The sequence below is a fragment of the Rhodococcus sp. H29-C3 genome, assembly GCF_030063405.1.
In the GTDB taxonomy this organism is placed as follows: domain Bacteria; phylum Actinomycetota; class Actinomycetes; order Mycobacteriales; family Mycobacteriaceae; genus Rhodococcoides.
Genome location: NZ_JASITC010000005.1, coordinates 306,848 through 322,915, shown reverse-complemented (window position 1 = coordinate 322,915; position 16,068 = coordinate 306,848). Strand labels below are relative to the sequence as shown.

Annotated in this window: 14 protein-coding genes; 6 read left to right on the top strand and 8 right to left on the bottom strand. The window is 63.4% G+C overall.

The features are described from left to right. Window positions 1-1,677: a phosphoenolpyruvate--protein phosphotransferase gene (ptsP, locus tag QMK32_RS14540; protein ID WP_283475733.1), complete on the bottom strand. Its 1,677-nt coding sequence runs from the start codon at window positions 1,675-1,677 to the stop codon at window positions 1-3. 144 nt (window positions 1,678-1,821) lie between these two features. On the opposite strand from ptsP, the gene QMK32_RS14535 reads away from it, so the two are divergent. The 4 genes from QMK32_RS14535 to QMK32_RS14520 are packed head-to-tail and all read left to right on the top strand — an operon-like array spanning window position 1,822 to window position 5,956. Continuing rightward, entirely contained in the window at window positions 1,822-2,589 is a 768-nt protein-coding gene (locus QMK32_RS14535; protein WP_283475732.1) for a DeoR/GlpR family DNA-binding transcription regulator, read from the top strand. Next, window positions 2,586-3,608 (top strand): 1-phosphofructokinase family hexose kinase, encoded by a 1,023-nt coding sequence (locus QMK32_RS14530; protein ID WP_283475731.1) that lies wholly within the window; start codon window positions 2,586-2,588, stop codon window positions 3,606-3,608. The genes QMK32_RS14535 and QMK32_RS14530 overlap by 4 nt, the downstream gene beginning before the upstream one ends. Window positions 3,609-3,618: 10 nt before the next feature. Next, window positions 3,619-5,661 (top strand): PTS fructose transporter subunit IIABC, encoded by a 2,043-nt coding sequence (locus QMK32_RS14525; RefSeq protein WP_283475730.1) that lies wholly within the window; start codon window positions 3,619-3,621, stop codon window positions 5,659-5,661. A gap of 37 nt (window positions 5,662-5,698) precedes the next feature. Then, the gene (locus tag QMK32_RS14520) at window positions 5,699-5,956 is read left to right on the top strand and encodes an HPr family phosphocarrier protein (RefSeq protein WP_269303677.1); all 258 of its coding nucleotides are present in this window, start codon (window positions 5,699-5,701) and stop codon (window positions 5,954-5,956) included. 12 nt (window positions 5,957-5,968) lie between these two features. Here the strand turns inward: QMK32_RS14520 and QMK32_RS14515 are convergent, their stop codons facing one another. From QMK32_RS14515 to QMK32_RS14495, 5 genes are read right to left on the bottom strand one after another with little or no spacing between them, the layout of a single operon-like run. After that, window positions 5,969-7,027 carry a hypothetical protein gene (locus QMK32_RS14515; protein ID WP_283475729.1) on the bottom strand — a complete coding sequence of 353 codons (1,059 nt, stop codon included), beginning with the start codon at window positions 7,025-7,027 and terminating at the stop codon, window positions 5,969-5,971. Window positions 7,028-7,031: 4 nt separating this feature from the next. Further along, window positions 7,032-8,687 (bottom strand): GTPase HflX, encoded by a 1,656-nt coding sequence (gene hflX, locus QMK32_RS14510; protein ID WP_283475728.1) that lies wholly within the window; start codon window positions 8,685-8,687, stop codon window positions 7,032-7,034. A gap of 45 nt (window positions 8,688-8,732) precedes the next feature. Further along, on the bottom strand, window positions 8,733-9,602 hold the full coding sequence (gene dapF / locus QMK32_RS14505; protein ID WP_283475727.1) for a diaminopimelate epimerase: 870 nt from the start codon (window positions 9,600-9,602) through the stop codon (window positions 8,733-8,735). Window positions 9,603-9,629: 27 nt separating this feature from the next. Then, window positions 9,630-10,532 (bottom strand): tRNA (adenosine(37)-N6)-dimethylallyltransferase MiaA, encoded by a 903-nt coding sequence (gene miaA, locus QMK32_RS14500; RefSeq protein ID WP_283475726.1) that lies wholly within the window; start codon window positions 10,530-10,532, stop codon window positions 9,630-9,632. Continuing rightward, complete coding sequence (locus QMK32_RS14495; RefSeq protein WP_283475725.1) at window positions 10,529-11,266, bottom strand: class III extradiol dioxygenase subunit B-like domain-containing protein; 738 nt, start codon at window positions 11,264-11,266, stop codon at window positions 10,529-10,531. The genes miaA and QMK32_RS14495 overlap by 4 nt, the downstream gene beginning before the upstream one ends. 222 nt (window positions 11,267-11,488) lie before the next feature. Here QMK32_RS14495 and QMK32_RS14490 point away from each other — a divergent pair, with 222 nt between their 5' ends. Further along, complete coding sequence (locus QMK32_RS14490; RefSeq protein WP_283475724.1) at window positions 11,489-12,943, top strand: DUF349 domain-containing protein; 1,455 nt, start codon at window positions 11,489-11,491, stop codon at window positions 12,941-12,943. A gap of 41 nt (window positions 12,944-12,984) precedes the next feature. Here QMK32_RS14490 and QMK32_RS14485 read toward each other — a convergent pair whose 3' ends face one another. Together QMK32_RS14485 and miaB are read right to left on the bottom strand one after the other, a co-directional pair. Beyond that, the gene (locus QMK32_RS14485; protein ID WP_502943611.1) at window positions 12,985-13,590 is read right to left on the bottom strand and encodes an Rv2732c family membrane protein; all 606 of its coding nucleotides are present in this window, start codon (window positions 13,588-13,590) and stop codon (window positions 12,985-12,987) included. Further along, window positions 13,578-15,095, bottom strand: coding sequence for a tRNA (N6-isopentenyl adenosine(37)-C2)-methylthiotransferase MiaB (gene miaB / locus QMK32_RS14480; RefSeq protein ID WP_283475722.1), 1,518 nt, complete (start codon window positions 15,093-15,095; stop codon window positions 13,578-13,580). Before miaB ends, QMK32_RS14485 begins: the two co-directional genes overlap by 13 nt. 221 nt (window positions 15,096-15,316) lie before the next feature. Here miaB and QMK32_RS14475 point away from each other — a divergent pair, with 221 nt between their 5' ends. Then, entirely contained in the window at window positions 15,317-16,045 is a 729-nt protein-coding gene (locus QMK32_RS14475) for an amino acid ABC transporter ATP-binding protein (protein ID WP_283475874.1), read from the top strand. Window positions 16,046-16,068 lie beyond the last annotated feature (23 nt).

The following is a 16,068-nucleotide window of genomic DNA, read 5'->3' as shown; positions in this document are numbered from 1 at the left end:
CTACGACGGGGCCGCGGCCGCGCGCCGGCATTGCTCGAGCGTGACCGTGGACAGTTTCGCCCCTACGTGTGCAACTGCAGCCGACGCAGCGGACAGAGACGTGACACCCAGGCCGACCAGTACACACGCCAGCAGAGGGTCGGCAGCGGCCTCTCCGCACACTCCAACCGGCTTGCCCACTGCCATACCGGCCTTCGCGGTGTGGGCGACCAACGTGATGACCGCCGGCTGCCACGGATCGGTGAGCGATGCGAGTTGGGAGGACATCCGATCGGCAGCCATGGTGTATTGCGCCAGATCGTTCGTTCCGATCGACAGAAACTCCACATGCTCGAGAATGTGCTCGGCGAGCAGCGCCGCGGCCGGGACCTCGATCATGACGCCCGGAGTCAAACCCCTCTCGCGGACGTCGGCGGCGAACGCGGCGGCTTCGGCCGCGGTGGCAATCATCGGTGCCATCACCCAAGGCTTCGAATTGGTTGCTGCAGCAGCCGCAGCGATCCCGTCGAGCTGACGATAAAGAATTCCTCTGTCCTGCTCGGCGATTCGGATGCCACGAATACCCAGTGCGGGGTTTGCCTCGTCCGGATGATTGGCGAAACGTAGGGGCTTGTCCGATCCGGCGTCGAGGGTACGAACGACAACCTTGTGCCCGGCGAACGCATCGAGAACTTGACCATAGATCTCGGCCTGCTCATCGACGGTCGGTTCCGAGTCGCGGTCCAGAAAGCACAGTTCGGTGCGAAAGAGTCCGATCCCGTCGGCGGCAGTCTTCCGCGCTGCGCGAGCTCCCGCGCCGTCCTGAACGTTGGCAAAGATGTCGACTCGGTGACCGTCTGCTGTAACTCCGGGCCCTGACCAGTGGGACACCCGATCCAGTTCGGCTCGAGCCGAATCCACCGAGGCTTTCGCGAGGGCCGCATCGGGCTCGAGCACGATATCGCCGGTGATTCCGTTCACCAGCGCGGGAGCACCTTCGGCTACGTCGTCGAGCCCCGTGACCGCCACGACGCACGGGATGCCGAGCTGACGCGCAATGATTGCGGTGTGGCTTGTCGGTCCACCGAGTGATGTTGCCAGTGCGAGAACCAGACGCGAGTCGAGTCCCGCCGTGTCAGCAGGCGCCAAATCGTCGGCGAAGAGTACCGAGGGCGTCTCGGGAGTCGGAACCCCCGGCTCGGGGATCCCCAGTATTTCGGCGATGACACGGTCGCGGATATCACGGAGATCGGTCACGCGCTCGGCCATCAGGCCGCCGAGCTTGGTGAACATTGCGATGAACTGCTCGGTTGCGGCGACGGTTGCCGAGGTGGCAAGAGCGCCCTTCCCGATAAGTTTCTCGGCGGCGCCGATCCAGCCTCGATCCTGGGCCATCGCCGCATTTGCCGAGAGCACTTCCGACGCTGCTCCGGTCGCCAGTTCCGCACGTGCGCGCAGTCTCGCCGAAACATTCGCCGCGCTCGAACGGAATCGTTCGAGTTCGGTTCCTCGTTCCGCCTCGTCGACGACAGTCGTGTCGACCGGGACGTCCGGACGCTTGCCCGGGCGGATGACCGGGCCGTACCCGACACCCGGGACTACCGGCGTTCCATGCAGAACCGACGAGCCCGACAACGTCAGGGCTTCTCCTGCAGCCGTGACACCTTCTTGCGTATCGGCTCGAAGCGATCCCGTCATGCGTCCTCCTCGGTTTCTGGAACAAGTGTGGTGTAACTCGTAGAACTACCTCTGATGTGACTGAGATTACTCTTTGCTCTTGACATGTCAACACATACGGGCGTAAAACAACATAAACCAACAATAGTTCGGAGGGAGGCGCAGGTGTACGCAGAAGAGCGCCAGCAAGCAATCGCCGAGGTGATCAGCAACCGCGGTCGAGTTTCCGTTGCAGATCTGTCGACCACATACGGCGTGACGACCGAGACCGTTCGACGCGACCTTGCCGTCCTCGACCGCCTCGGGGTTGTCCGAAGGGTCCACGGTGGAGCAGTTCCGGCGTCGGCCTTGACCGCCGCCGAACCGGGCGTCGGCGAGCGCGAGTACACGCGGGCCGAGCAGAAGGACGCAATAGCGGCCGCAGCCCTCGCCTACCTCCCGCTCAACGGCGGTAGCGCCGTGTTCGATGCCGGAACCACCACCGGTCGACTCGCCGCCCTTCTCGGCAACGAACGCGAGCTGACACTCATCACCAATTCGATTCCCATCGCTGCTCGTGTCGCACCACTGACGGGGGTGAGTCTTCGTGTTCTCGGCGGTCGAGTCCGCGGCACGACACAGGCTGCCGTGGGCGAGGAAACGTTGTCGGCGTTGGAATGGCTGCGCGTCGATGTGGCATTCATCGGGACCAACGCACTCAGTGTGGGGCACGGGTTGTCCACGCCCGACAGTGACGAGGCCGCCGTGAAACGAGCGATGGTGCGCACCGCAAACCATGTCGTCGTGCTGTCGGATTCATCCAAGATCGGCCGCGAGCACCTCGTCAGCTTCGGTCGCCTGGACAACATCGACGTTCTGATAACCGACGACGAGATCGACGAGATCGATCGTAAGAGTTTGACCGACAACGGAATCGAGGTCGTGATCGCATGATCGTCACACTGACAGCCAATCCGAGCATCGACCGGACAGTCGTGCTCGACTCCGAACTCGTCCGCGGCGGGGTGTATCGAGCGCGGGCATCGGTCAGCGATCCAGGAGGAAAAGGCGTCAACGTGGCCCGGGTCCTGACCTCGTCCGGAGTGCAGGCGATGGCCGTCCTACCTGCAGCGCCGACGGATCCGCTCCTCTCCGCGTTGGCGACGAAAGGCGTCCGTTACTGCGCTGTACCGACGAGCGGGCAGGCTCGAACCAACATCACCATCAGCGAACCAGGTGGAACTACGACCAAGATCAACGAACCTGGAGCATCTCTGACCGTCGACACTCGGGAGGAATTGTTCGACGCTGTTCTCGATCTTGGCCGGGACGCCGCATGGGTTGTACTGTCCGGATCGCTCCCACCCGGCATCCCCACCGACTGGTACGCGAGCATCGTGCAGGCGCTCCGCGATACACCGTCGAAGGTAGCCGTCGATACTTCCGACGCACCGCTCCTCGCGCTCGCTGCTTCGTTCCCCGACTCGGCTCCGGACCTGGTGAAGCCGAACTCCGAGGAGCTGGCTCAACTCACCGGAGCGAATGCCGAAGACTTGGAACGCGCTGCGGCGGCAGGCGATCCGACGGCCACCGTCACCGCCTGCCGGATACTCCTCGAACGCGGAGTCGGCGCGGTGCTCGCGACGCTCGGCAGCGCGGGAGCAGTACTCGTCTCCGCCGAGGGCGCATGGTTCGCGACCCCACCTCGGATCGACGCCCTCAGCACAGTGGGGGCGGGCGATTCCTCGCTTGCCGGCTACATCCTCGCCGATATCGAACGATGCTCGGGTGCGGACAAGCTCCGCCGAGCCGTTGCCTACGGCACAGCGGCTACCGCTCTGCCCGGCACAACGTTGCCGACGCCCGAGCAAGCGCACCCTGAATCGGTGACGGTACGGGCGCTCGATTCACCGCCTACCAGCTCGCCTACCCCCCCGACCTCATCCCCCACCCGTTCGTCGACACACTCCTAGGAGCGAAGTCATGTCAACACCAACCAGCGATCCCGCGATCATCGCGGAGGAGCTCATCCTCCTCGATGCCGATCTCGGTGCCTCCAAAGATGCTGTCATCGAACGACTCTCGGAGCTACTTGCCACAGCCGGTCGTGCCACCGATGCGGCCCCGCTCCGCGAAGCCGCCCTGGCTCGCGAGGCTCAGTCTGCTACCGGCCTACCAGGCGGGATCGCCATCCCACACTGCCGTACAGAGGCAGTCACCTCGGCATCCCTCGGTTTCGCACGGCTCGATCCCAAGGTCGACTTCGGAGCACCCGACGGTCCTGCAGACCTGGTGTTCCTGATCGCCGCCCCCGCGGGTGCCGGCTCAGCCCATATGAAGCTGCTCTCCAGTCTGGCTCGCGCCCTGGTCAAGCCAGAGTTCGTCACCGCGCTTCGAGACGCCCCTTCGCCGGCCGGCATCGTCGCGCTGGTAGAGGGCGTCATCAACCCGGCGGCAAAGGCCCCTGCAAAGACTCCCGCGAAGGCTGCGGCACCTTCCGGTCCAGAAGCCTCGGCGCCGGCGGCCACTTCTACTGCCAAGCACATCGTGGCGGTGACGGCATGTCCCACCGGAATTGCCCACACTTACATGGCCGCTGACTCTCTTGTCGCCGCCGGTGAGCGCGCTGGAGTCACCGTGAATGTGGAGACGCAGGGATCGAGCGGGAGCACTGCCCTCGATCCGGCTCTGATCGAGGGCGCCGAGGCCGTCATCTTCGCCACCGATGTCGGCGTCAAGGGCAAAGAACGATTCGCGGGCAAGCCCGTCGTATCCTCGGGTGTCAAGCGCGCGATCAACGAACCCGACGTCATGGTGACCGAGGCATTGCGCGCCGCCGAAAATCCCGATGCGGCACGTGTTTCCGGAACCGCGGCAGCAGCAGGATCGGCCGGCACCGGCGCAGGAGAACTGGGCTGGGGCACACGCATCCGACAGATCCTGTTGACCGGCGTCAGTTATATGATTCCGTTCGTCGCGGCGGGTGGTCTGCTGATCGCTCTCGGCTTCCTGCTGGGTGGATACGAGATCAAGGATGTCGCCGAGGACATCGTCGTCAACAACTCCCTCACCTCGCTTCCCACCGGCGGGCTGACCGCCTATCTCGGCGCAGTGCTGTTCCAGATCGGCGCCCTGTCGTTCAGCTTCCTGGTGCCTGCACTCGCCGGCTACATCTCGTATGCCATCGCCGACAGACCCGGTCTGGCGCCGGGCTTCACGGCAGGCGCTGTGGCCGTGCTGGTCGGTGCGGGCTTCATCGGTGGTCTCGTCGGCGGTTTGATCGCGGGCTTCGTCGCACTGTGGATCAGCAGGTGGAAGATCCCGACGGTTCTCCGCGGACTCATGCCCGTCGTCATCATTCCGCTGTTCGCCACGTTGATCGTCGGCGGCATCATGTTCCTCGTGCTCGGCAAGCCCCTTGCCGCCATCACCAGCGGACTGACCAACTGGCTCAACGGTCTGACCGGCAGCTCGATCATCATCCTCGGCATCATCCTCGGACTCATGATGTGCTTCGACCTAGGCGGACCGGTCAACAAAGCTGCTTACGCGTTCGCTACCGCAGGTCTGTCCGTTACCGACACCGCATCGCTTCGCATCATGGCCGCAGTGATGGCGGCAGGAATGGTCCCCCCTCTTGCTCTTGCCCTGGCGTCGGCTGTCCGCCCCAAGATCTTCACCGAGGCGGAACGTGAAAACGGTAAGGCTGCCTGGTTCCTCGGTGCTGCATTCATCTCCGAGGGCGCCATTCCGTTTGCCGCAGCAGACCCGCTGCGCGTCATCCCATCGATGATGGCAGGTGGAGCGGTCACAGGCGCACTGATCATGGCCATGGACGTAACGCTCAGTGCGCCACACGGTGGAATCTTCGTATTCTTCGCCGTCGGCGGGATCCTGTGGTTCCTTGCCGCCCTGGCTGCAGGCACGATCGTCTCGGCAGTGCTGGTTATCGCTGCGAAGCAGTTCGTCAAGGGCAAGAACTCTCCCACCGAGGCAGAGCTCGACCCCGATCTCGTCACAGCCTGATCGACCACCCTCGCTACACACAACCAAGGAGCACTTCATGCCCAGCACCACAGTCACCGTCGGATCGTCCATCGGCCTGCACGCTCGCCCCGCAGCTCTCATCGCCGACGCCGTTGCCGAAGCAGGCGTCGACGTCACCCTGGCGGTCGAAGACCAGGAGCCGGTCGACGCCGGATCCGCGCTGATGATCATGACCCTCGGCGCCACCAAAGGGACCGAGGTCGTCGTCGAGAGCGAGGATCAAGCAACACTCGACAAGATCGTGGCGCTGGTCGCCGCAGATCTGGACGCCTGACGTCCTGTCGCGTCACCTGCGGCGTGCAGTCCTGACGCCGTAGGCGACCGACAACAGAACGAGAACACCCGCGACGGCCATCGCACCGAGTACCCATCGGCTCTTCGATTCGGACTCGGCGCCGGCCGTCGCGAGTTGTGTATCGGTACGTTCGGCGACCACCAGATCGGTTGCACCACGAAGCATCTGGATAGGGGGTAGCGGAACAGCCGCTGCCCCCGACGCGACTGCCCCTGACACAACTGCCTCCGATGCGACGAGAAGGTTTCCATCCAAATCGAAGGCAAGCGCCTCACCCTGGGGTTGCTGGGGTGCCGCGACAACGACACGATCGCTGCCGAGGGCCTCCACGATATCGCCGTCGTGGACACCGAACAGGTAGACATCGTTGTACGTTCGGACCGCGACGACGGTGCCGTCAGCACTGATCGCCCCTCCGGTGGCCAAAATCGAACCAGTGACGAAGGGCGGACCACCGGGAGTTGCGGTGCGCTGGAAGGTCAACTCGCCGACCTTCTGCAGTGGCGTCGGACCGGGTGAAGGCAACCGATCGACGGTGGTGTCGCCGACAGGGACGTAGATCCCGCTGACTCCGGAAAGCTCCTTGGTCACCACGATCGGCCGTCCCGACGGCTCGATCAGCAGAGTCTCCGCGTCGTGTGGCCCGTCCGGATACGTCAGACGATGCAGTTCACCCGCACCGGTCGAGGGGTCCATGCCGGTGATCGCGACGGTGTCGCGGCGCGCGCGATTGTCCCCGGTGTCCGAGAGCCACAGGCGTCCACCGTGAGAGGCAAGGTCTTCGACATCGTAGGGATCGACAGGAACGTCGATCCAACGGGCGACTGCACATTGCTCATCGAGCACAGCCAGCCGATGATCGGTACCGCTGTCGCCGATCGCATAGAGCACACCGTCGATCGAGGTCAGACCGGAAAGCTCTTCGAGACCCGGATCCACGGGGCTGCAATATGTTTCGAACTGCACGCTGCGAACCTCGGGTGCCGCACTCGCCGGTGCGGCCCCGAGAAGTACACACGTGAGCGCCCCTGCAACCACAATCGATCGCATCGACTCAGGCAGGTGCTACTGCAGCGCCGACGGCGAACTCGGCGAGCACCGAGGCAAGCGCCGTAGGCACCCGAGCCTCGACGCGTGTGCCCTCGGCCTCGTGCGAAGAGTGTGTGATCCGGCCTTCGGTGTGGATCCGAGCGACGAGATCGCCACGCGTATACGGCACCAGTACGTCGACCTGGGCTTCCGGCCAGGCAAGGACGTCTCCGAGATGATCACGCAGTTCTTCGATTCCCTCGCCCGTCCGTGCAGATACGAAGCGCGCTCCCGGGAACAACCCACGAAGCTGGGTCAACTGCACCGGATCTGCGGCATCGATCTTGTTGACCACGATCAGTTCCGGCGGCATCTTGGACTCACGTTCCTTGACGACGTCCATGATCACTTCGCGAACTGCGGTGATCTGGTCCACGGGAAGCGGATCGGAACCGTCGACCACGTGCAGCAACAGATCGGCGTCCGTCACTTCCTCCAAAGTCGAACGGAAGGCTTCCACCAGTTGGGTCGGCAGATGTCGCACGAATCCGACCGTGTCGGTGAGCACGATCGCGCGGCCGTCTTCGAGCGTCGACCTGCGAGAGGTCGGGTCGAGGGTGGCGAACAGTGCGTTCTGTACGAGCACACCCGAACCGGTAAGTGCGTTGAGAACACTCGACTTGCCTGCGTTCGTGTACCCGACGATCGCGATGGACGGCACAGTGCTCTCGAGGCGACGCTCACGCTTGGTGTCGCGAGCCTGCTTCATGCCCTTGATCTCCCGCCGAAGCTTGGCCATACGCTCACGAATGCGTCGCCTGTCGGTTTCGATCTTCGTCTCACCGGGACCACGAAGCCCTACCCCGCCATTGCTTCCCGCCCGACCACCAGCCTGCCGGGACATGGACTCGCCCCAGCCGCGAAGCCGAGGAAGCATGTACTCCATCTGTGCGAAGGCCACCTGCGCCTTGCCCTCGCGGGAGGTTGCGTGCTGAGCGAAGATGTCGAGGATCAACGCCGTCCGGTCGATGACCTTGACCTTGACGACCTTCTCCAGTGCATTGAGCTGAGCCGGGGTCAATTCACCGTCACAGACCACGGTGTCGGCGCCTGTCGCCACGACGACATCGCGGACCTCTTTGGCCTTACCGGAACCGATGTAGGTCGCCGCATCGGGCTTGTCGCGTCGCTGCACGAGCGCTTCCAGTACCTCTGATCCTGCAGTTTCGGCCAACGCAGCCAGCTCCGCCATACTGGATTCCGCCTGCGCTGCGGTGCCGCTGGTCCACACGCCGACCAAGACGACTCGTTCGAGCCGCAACTGCCGGTACTCGACCTCGGTGACGTCCTCGAGCTCGGTAGACAAACCTGCCACACGACGCAATGCAGTGCGTTCTTCGAGCTGCATGTCTCCAGCGGACGGAGAAGACTCGTCAGCGGGGAGCGGTGATCGGGCGAGTCGACGCGACCAGGCATCGGACTCCTGCCGAGTCCACGACGAGCTTTGCTCTGCTCCACTGTCCTGCGGGGCGGCAGACTCAGTAGTGTCGCGCTCAGCCGTGTCCGGCCCAGAGGAATGCTGCGCAGCGAGGTTCTGCTTCACTGAATCCTGCTGTTCTGAATCCGTTATATCGTCATTCCTCGAGTCGGAATCGCTATCGATTCGATGTGTGTTGGTCATACACCGTCAATGATCCACTAAATCACCAGCGCATGCACATGAGATTCACGCACGCTCGCGCCACCACTGGTCATCGATGGTGCCGTTCGCCAACAGCACAGACGGCCCGCGAAGCGATGCGCCCTCGTCATCGATCGACACCGTCACTTCGCCTCCCGGCACACCTACCACCACCCGACCCGAGTCGAGACCCTCGTACGACAACGCTGCCGCTGCTGCTGCCACCGTGCCGGTCCCGCACGAACGCGTCTCCCCTACCCCGCGCTCGAAAACTCGCATGTCGACACGACCGGATTGCAGGCGGGTGAGGATTTCGACGTTTGCCCCCGCGGTGAAGAAACCGCCGTCCAGTTCCGGCGGTGTCGACAGATCGAGCGCACGTAGTGAAGCGATGTCGGCGGCCGGGTCAACGCATGCCAGGTGGGGATTTCCGACGTCGATTCCGATGCCGTCGTACTGATGACCGCCGAGGGTCGTACTGCTGGCACCCATCAAGCGGACTTCGCCCATGCCGACGGTGACGTCTGCGCTGGTGTCATCGAAAGCGTGCACCGTGACCGGTCGCGCGCCAGCCCTGGAACCGACTACGAAACGATCGTTCGATTCGAGGCCGTTCGCACGCAGGTAGTGCGCAAATACCCGAACGCCGTTGCCGCACATCTCGGCGATACTGCCGTCAGCGTTTCGGTAGTCCATGAACCAGTCCGTGGGCCCGACGCCTGAGGGCAGGCGGTCGAGAACGCCTGCCTCGCGAAGACGCCCTGCGCGTGAGACCCGTAGTACGCCGTCTGCTCCGAGGCCCTGTCTGCGATCACACAGGGCCGTCACGCGGACACGAAGTAGCTCGATCTCGACATCAGGATCGTGCAGCACGAGAAAGTCGTTCTGCGTTCCGTGGCCTTTGGCGAAATGCATAGCGCGAAGTCTACGGGTGCGCTGATTCTAACCTCCGACGATGGCCAGCGCCGAGTCGCGCAGAGCAGGATCGGCGCCATCGAGCCAGTCGACGCGCGGATCCCGACGGAACCACGATCTCTGACGACGGACATAGCGGCGAGTTCCGATGAAAGTCCGTTCGCGCGCGAAATCCAGATCGCACTCCCCCGCGAGGTAGTCGAGTACCTGGGCGTACCCGATCGCGCGCGGAGCAGTGACCCCTTCACGCAAGCCGATGTCGACGAGGTGTTCGACCTCCCCGACCAGGCCGGCAGAAAACATCAGGTCCGTCCTGCGCGCGATGCGCTCGTCCAATTCGGTCGTGTCGCGGTCGACACCGAGAAGTTTCGTCCCCCAGCGCGGTTTTCCGATCTTCGGCGCGGACGCGGCGAAAGGCTTACCGGTGATCTCGACTACCTCCAAAGCACGGACGAGCCGACGGCCGTCGGTGGCCAGGATCGATGCGGCGGCTTCGGGGTCTCGTTCTTCGAGCGCTCGATACACCGCGTCGGTTCCGCCGTCCGCCAGGATCTGCTCCCATTTCGCCCGGACCTGCGGATCGGTGGCCGGGAACGCCCACTCGTCCAGCAAGGATTGGACGTACATCATCGAACCTCCGACGATGATGGGAACACGGTCGCGCGCCAAGATGGCGTCCACCTCCAAGGCCGCGGCATCCTGATATCTCGCGACTGTGGCTGTCTCGGTCACATCGAGGACATCGAGTGCATGGTGCGTGATGCCGCGCCGCTCGCCCAACGGCAGTTTTGCAGTGCCTATGTCCATTCCGCGGTATTGCTGCATGGCGTCGATGTTGACGATCTCACCGTCCAATGTCTCGGCCAGATCGAGGCCCAGATCGGACTTCCCGGTCGCGGTTGGGCCGATCACGGCGATCGGCACCCTCACAACGACTCCCCAGACAACGACTCCCACGTACCGACGAAATATCCGACGCCGAAAGGCGCGCCTCGGTAGAGAGTCCTCGGCCGCGCCTCGCCGTCACCCACGATCCCTGCCAGGGTCTGCCACGCAGCAGTGCCTTCCACGCCGACGCCGGCACACAACTGTCGATCGAGTCCGGCGAGCGCATCTACATCGGCGTTTGCCAGTGCATCATCGATCTGGGTCTGTACCTCTTCCGCGCGTGGGTCGAAGGATCCGGGGGCCTTCGCCGTCAGCATCGTCGACCCGTCGGCCACCACCAGCAATCCCCACGGCTCCGCGCTGTCATCCATCGACTTCCGAAGTTCGCGGCCGATGCTCACACAGCTCTCACTCGATGTGTCGAGCCCCACCAGGTGCACATCGACAACCGCGCACGGGGCACTGTGGTCCCGAATCCACCCCGCTACCAGCGCGGCCAAGGGAATGGTCGAATCGATCTCCGTCGTAACGTCAGCGGGTGAGAACGCGACTTTCACATCGACGCCGTAAGCGGCGAAGCTTCCACGTGAGTCAGAAGGAACGGTACGGGCTTTTTCGTGCACACCCAGCGCAATCCATCGGTTCGCGAGCGCACCCAGCATGCCACCGGCTTCGAGGGTTGCGGCTCGAACCGCGAGCGCTTCCGTGACCGAGCGTCCGGTCAGTTCGGGAACCAGAATTGGGGGCGACGGCACGATGGCTACTGCAGACAACACGGCGCCAACGCTAGTCGCTCGTATCCAAGCACCACCGACACGGCAGCGAAATGACGGACGGCGACGCGTAGAAGCGTCTGACCTGTTTGAATGGTGAACACGGAAGGCATCGAGTGTCCATGGTGTCTACTGCGTCGACGGTGGCACCGGATAGTCGGAGTGGTCCACCGTGACTTTCAGCGCGATAGAGGCAGCCGTGACGCGCGGCAGAGATGAGGAACAATGTCCGATCTTGGCGACACCACCAGCGGATCCACCGAGCAGCCCGCCCAGACATCTGGAGCGACGGCCCCAACGGCCCCAACACCGACCGCCCCAACACCGAGTGCCCCCAAACCCGGGGCACCCAAGCCTGGCGGTCCGAAACCGGGAGCACCCAAACCAAGGCTCGACGGCGAGGTTGCCAAACCTCATCCGGTGTCCTCCCACGTCCCGTCTGTCGTCCCGACGATCGCGCCGCCGAGCGATCCCAACAAGTTCGGCCGAGTGGACGACGACGGTACGGCCTGGGTGAAGACCGCGGACGGCGAACGACAGATCGGATCGTGGCAGGCCGGAGACGCTGCCGAAGGTCTCGCACACTTCGGACGGCGCTACGACGACCTTTCCACCGAGGTGGCTTTGCTCGAAGCCAGGCTCACTGCGGGTTCCGGAGATGCGAAGAAGACGAAGGCAGCGGCCTTGGCCTTGCTCGAAACACTTCCGACAGCCGCAGTAATCGGCGACATCGCTGGCCTGCACGTCCGCCTGGAGATCGTCGTCGAGCACTCTGAGGCCGCTGCAGCCGTCGCGAAGCAAGAGAAGGAGATCGAGCGCGCCGCACACACCTCCCGCAAGGAGGAGTTGGCAACCGAGGCCGAGCAGATCGGTAGCGAATCCACGCAATGGAAAAATGCCGGCGACCGTCTGCGAGAAATTCTCGACGAGTGGAAAACGATCCGCGGAGTAGATCGCAAGGTCGACGATGCTCTGTGGAAGCGCTACTCGAAAGCCCGCGAGAACTTCAATCGACGTAGAGGCGCTCACTTCGCCGATCTCGATCGCGAGCGAGGTGCCGCGAAAACTCGCAAGGAAGAACTGGTCGAGCAGGCTCAGGCACTCTCGTCGTCGACCGATTGGGGTCCCACGGCCGCCGCATTCCGCGATCTACTCGTCGACTGGAAAGCTGCCGGCCGCGCGCCTCGCGATGCCGACGACGCGCTGTGGAAGGACTTCAAAGCTGCCCAGGATGTGTTCTTCGCTGCGCGCAATTCTGCGGCGTCCGAGCGTGACGCGGAATTCGAATCGAATGCGACCGCGAAAGAAGAACTGCTTGCAAAATACGGCAACATAAATCCGAGTAGCGACCTCGATGGGGCGCGTGCGGCTCTGCGTGATCTTCAAGAAAAGTGGGACGCACTGGGCAAGGTTCCGCGAGAGAAGATGCAGGAACTCGAAGGTCGCTTACGCGCCCTGGAAAAGTCGGTTCGGGACGCGGTGGACTCACAGTGGCGACGCACCGATCCGGAGGCGTTGGCCCGTGCTGCTCAGTTCCGCGAGCGCGTCGCTCAGTTCGAAGAGCAGGCCGCCAAAGCTCGAGCGGCAGGCAAGGACAAGGACGCCAAGCGTGCGCTCGAGCAAGCGCAGCAATGGCGGGAGTGGGCCGAAGCGGCAGAGGGCGCCGTCGGCGAGATGTAGGAGCTGCCCTCTGGTGAGCTAGTCCAGATGGAAGGACGAGGTCAGAGCTTACGGTCGGTCGGACGCCCGAGAATGGGTCCGCCCCACCGTGAGTTCTGCTCGTTCTCGGCCGCGGCGACGCGGCGACGTTCTTGTGCGGCCAACTGCGCGTTGGTTTTGTTCCACACGGCCTTCAGCCACTGGAACGTCAGCACGACAACCGCGATCCACGCGATGATGAGACCGATTCCGGGTCCACCGCCCGTAGAGTCAGTCGGCAGTGTCTGCCTGGACCAGATCGACAGCATTCCGAATACCGACGCCACGGCGCAGCCGCTGAGCGCTATCCACGCGAGCGCCCACACCCTGGTGACGAGGGCGAGGACCGAGAGCAACACGCCGAACACTGCAACGAACCCAACGAAGATCCGGGACGGCAACGCGATGGATTCGCCGAGCCCTTTGTCACTGCCGGACAGGACGTCGAGTCCTGTAGCAGATCCGGCATGTGGCAACACGAAAGTGAACAGCAGCACGAGAACCAGTACGGCGACCACCACCGCCCGTGCTCCCGGGTCGATCTCCGAATCGATCTTTCGTTCCGCGGTGTCGTAATCGGGTGCGCTGCCGTCTTCGCTGCTGGGCCTCGACTTGGTCATGCGCTGCATCCTGTCACTACGGGCGCTGGAGCCGGGACGCCGACAGCCGGCAGGCCCAACCCGACGCCGATGGGGGCCGTCTTCGGGAGTATTCCGCGTTCGTACGCATCACCGGCAGTGGTGCGACGGTGCGAGACAACGCCGGTGTCGGCGATGAGATGGTAAGGAGCGGCCGCGGTGATCGTCGTGGTGACGACGTCACCGGGTCTGATGGCGGCGATCTGGTGGTCCTCGGCTCGGAAGTGAACGAGTCGCCCGTCCCTGGCACGACCACTTTTGCGATGTGTGGCGGCATTCTTGCGACCCTCGCCGGTCGCGACCAGCAGTTCCACTTCGGTCCCGATGAGTTCGCGGTTGGATTCGAGGACGATCTCCTCCTGCAGCGCGATGAGCCGTAGATAGCGCTCCTGAACAATCGCCTTGGGTATCTGATCCTCCATGTCAGCAGCCGGTGTGCCGGGGCGCTTGGAGTACTGAAAGGTGTACGCGTTCGCGAACTTCGCACGGCGCATGACCTCGAGAGTCTGCTCGAAGTCCTCCTCCGTCTCACCGGGGAATCCGACGATGATGTCGGTAGTGATCGCCGCGTGCGGCATCACTTCACGTACCTTGTCGATGATCCCGAGAAACTTGCTCTGCCGATACGACCGCCGCATCGCTTTGAGAACTCGGTCCGAACCCGACTGCAACGGCATGTGCAACGTCGGGCAGACGTTCGGTGTGGTGGCCATCGCATCGATTACGTCGTCGGTGAACTCGGCCGGATGCGGCGAGGTGAAGCGCACCCGCTCGAGGCCTTCGATCTCGCCGCAAGCCTTCAACAGTGCGGCGAACGCGCCGCGGTCACGTGGGAGTGCCGGGTCCGCGAACGAAGCCCCATAGGCATTGACATTTTGGCCGAGCAGGGTCACTTCGAGAACGCCTTGGTCTACGAGTGCCTGCACCTCCGCAAGAATGTCTCCGGGTGAGCGGTCGATCTCCTTGCCGCGCAGCGCAGGGACGATGCAGAACGTGCAGGTGTTGTTACAGCCCACCGAAATCGATACCCAACCCGCGTACGGGGACTCACGCTTCGCCGGCAGAGTCGACGGAAAAGCCTCCAGAGATTCGAGAATCTCGACCTGAGCTTCGTTGTTGTGTCGAGCCCGCTCGAGCAGGACCGGAAGCGAGCCGATGTTGTGGGTCCCGAACACCACGTCCACCCACGGGGCCTTCTTGACGACCGTGTCGCGGTCCTTCTGTGCCAAGCAGCCACCGACCGCAATCTGCATACGGGGATTGCGCGTCTTGGCGGGCCGAAGCATGCCCAGATTTCCGTACAGCTTGTTGTCCGCGTTCTCTCGAACAGCGCAGGTGTTGAAGACCACGAGATCGGCATCGGAACCTACATCGGCCGGCACATAGCCCGCCTCTTCGAGCAGACCTGCCAGTCTCTCCGAGTCGTGCACGTTCATCTGGCACCCGTGCGTGCGGACCTCGTAGCTCCTCTGGGTCATCTGGTCACTCGTTTCCACACTGCCAGGGTACGGCCCGGCGCGACCGTCCGTCGCCGGGGATACGCCACTTTCTCGATCCGTCTCCTCGGCCTGAGTGCACCGACAGTAAAGTTTCCATTACATAATCGAAGAATGTTGCGTTAACGGCGTTGTCGACGACCAAACTACGAATAAGGTTCTGCCCTATGACGCATGCCACCGACGCGCCGGCTTCCGGAGCAGTTGCCGACCGACCCTCCATGATCTCCCTGAAATCGGTAGACAAGCATTTCGGTGATCTGCACGTCCTCAAGGACATCAACCTCGAGGTCCCTACCGGCCAGGTCGTCATTGTGGTCGGACCGTCCGGGTCCGGGAAATCGACGTTGTGCCGAACGATCAACCGACTCGAACCCATCGACTCCGGTTCCATCGAGGTCGACGGCTCGATCCTTCCTGCCGAAGGCAAAGCGCTCGCCGCGCTTCGCGCCGACGTCGGGATGGTCTTCCAGTCGTTCAACCTTTTCGCGCACAAGACCATCCTCGAGAACGTCATGCTCGCGCCTCTCAAAGTGCGCAAGCTCAAGAAGGACGAGGCACGTAAGTCGGCCCAGGCGCTGCTCGAACGTGTTGGTATTGCAAATCAGGCCGACAAGTATCCGGCTCAGCTTTCCGGCGGACAGCAGCAACGGGTGGCGATTGCTCGCTCACTCGCCATGAACCCCAAAGTGATGTTGTTCGACGAGCCGACGTCCGCTCTCGATCCCGAAATGGTCAACGAAGTTCTCGACGTGATGACATCTTTGGCCAAGGAGGGCATGACGATGCTCGTCGTCACCCACGAGATGGGATTCGCGCGCAAAGCCGGTGACCGTGTCATCTTCATGGCCGATGGCGCAGTCGTCGAGGACACCGACCCCGACAGCTTCTTCACCGCACCGAAATCCGAACGCGCCAAGGACTTCTTAGGCAAGATTCTCGGTCACTGACCGAAAATTGCTCTTTCTCGCCA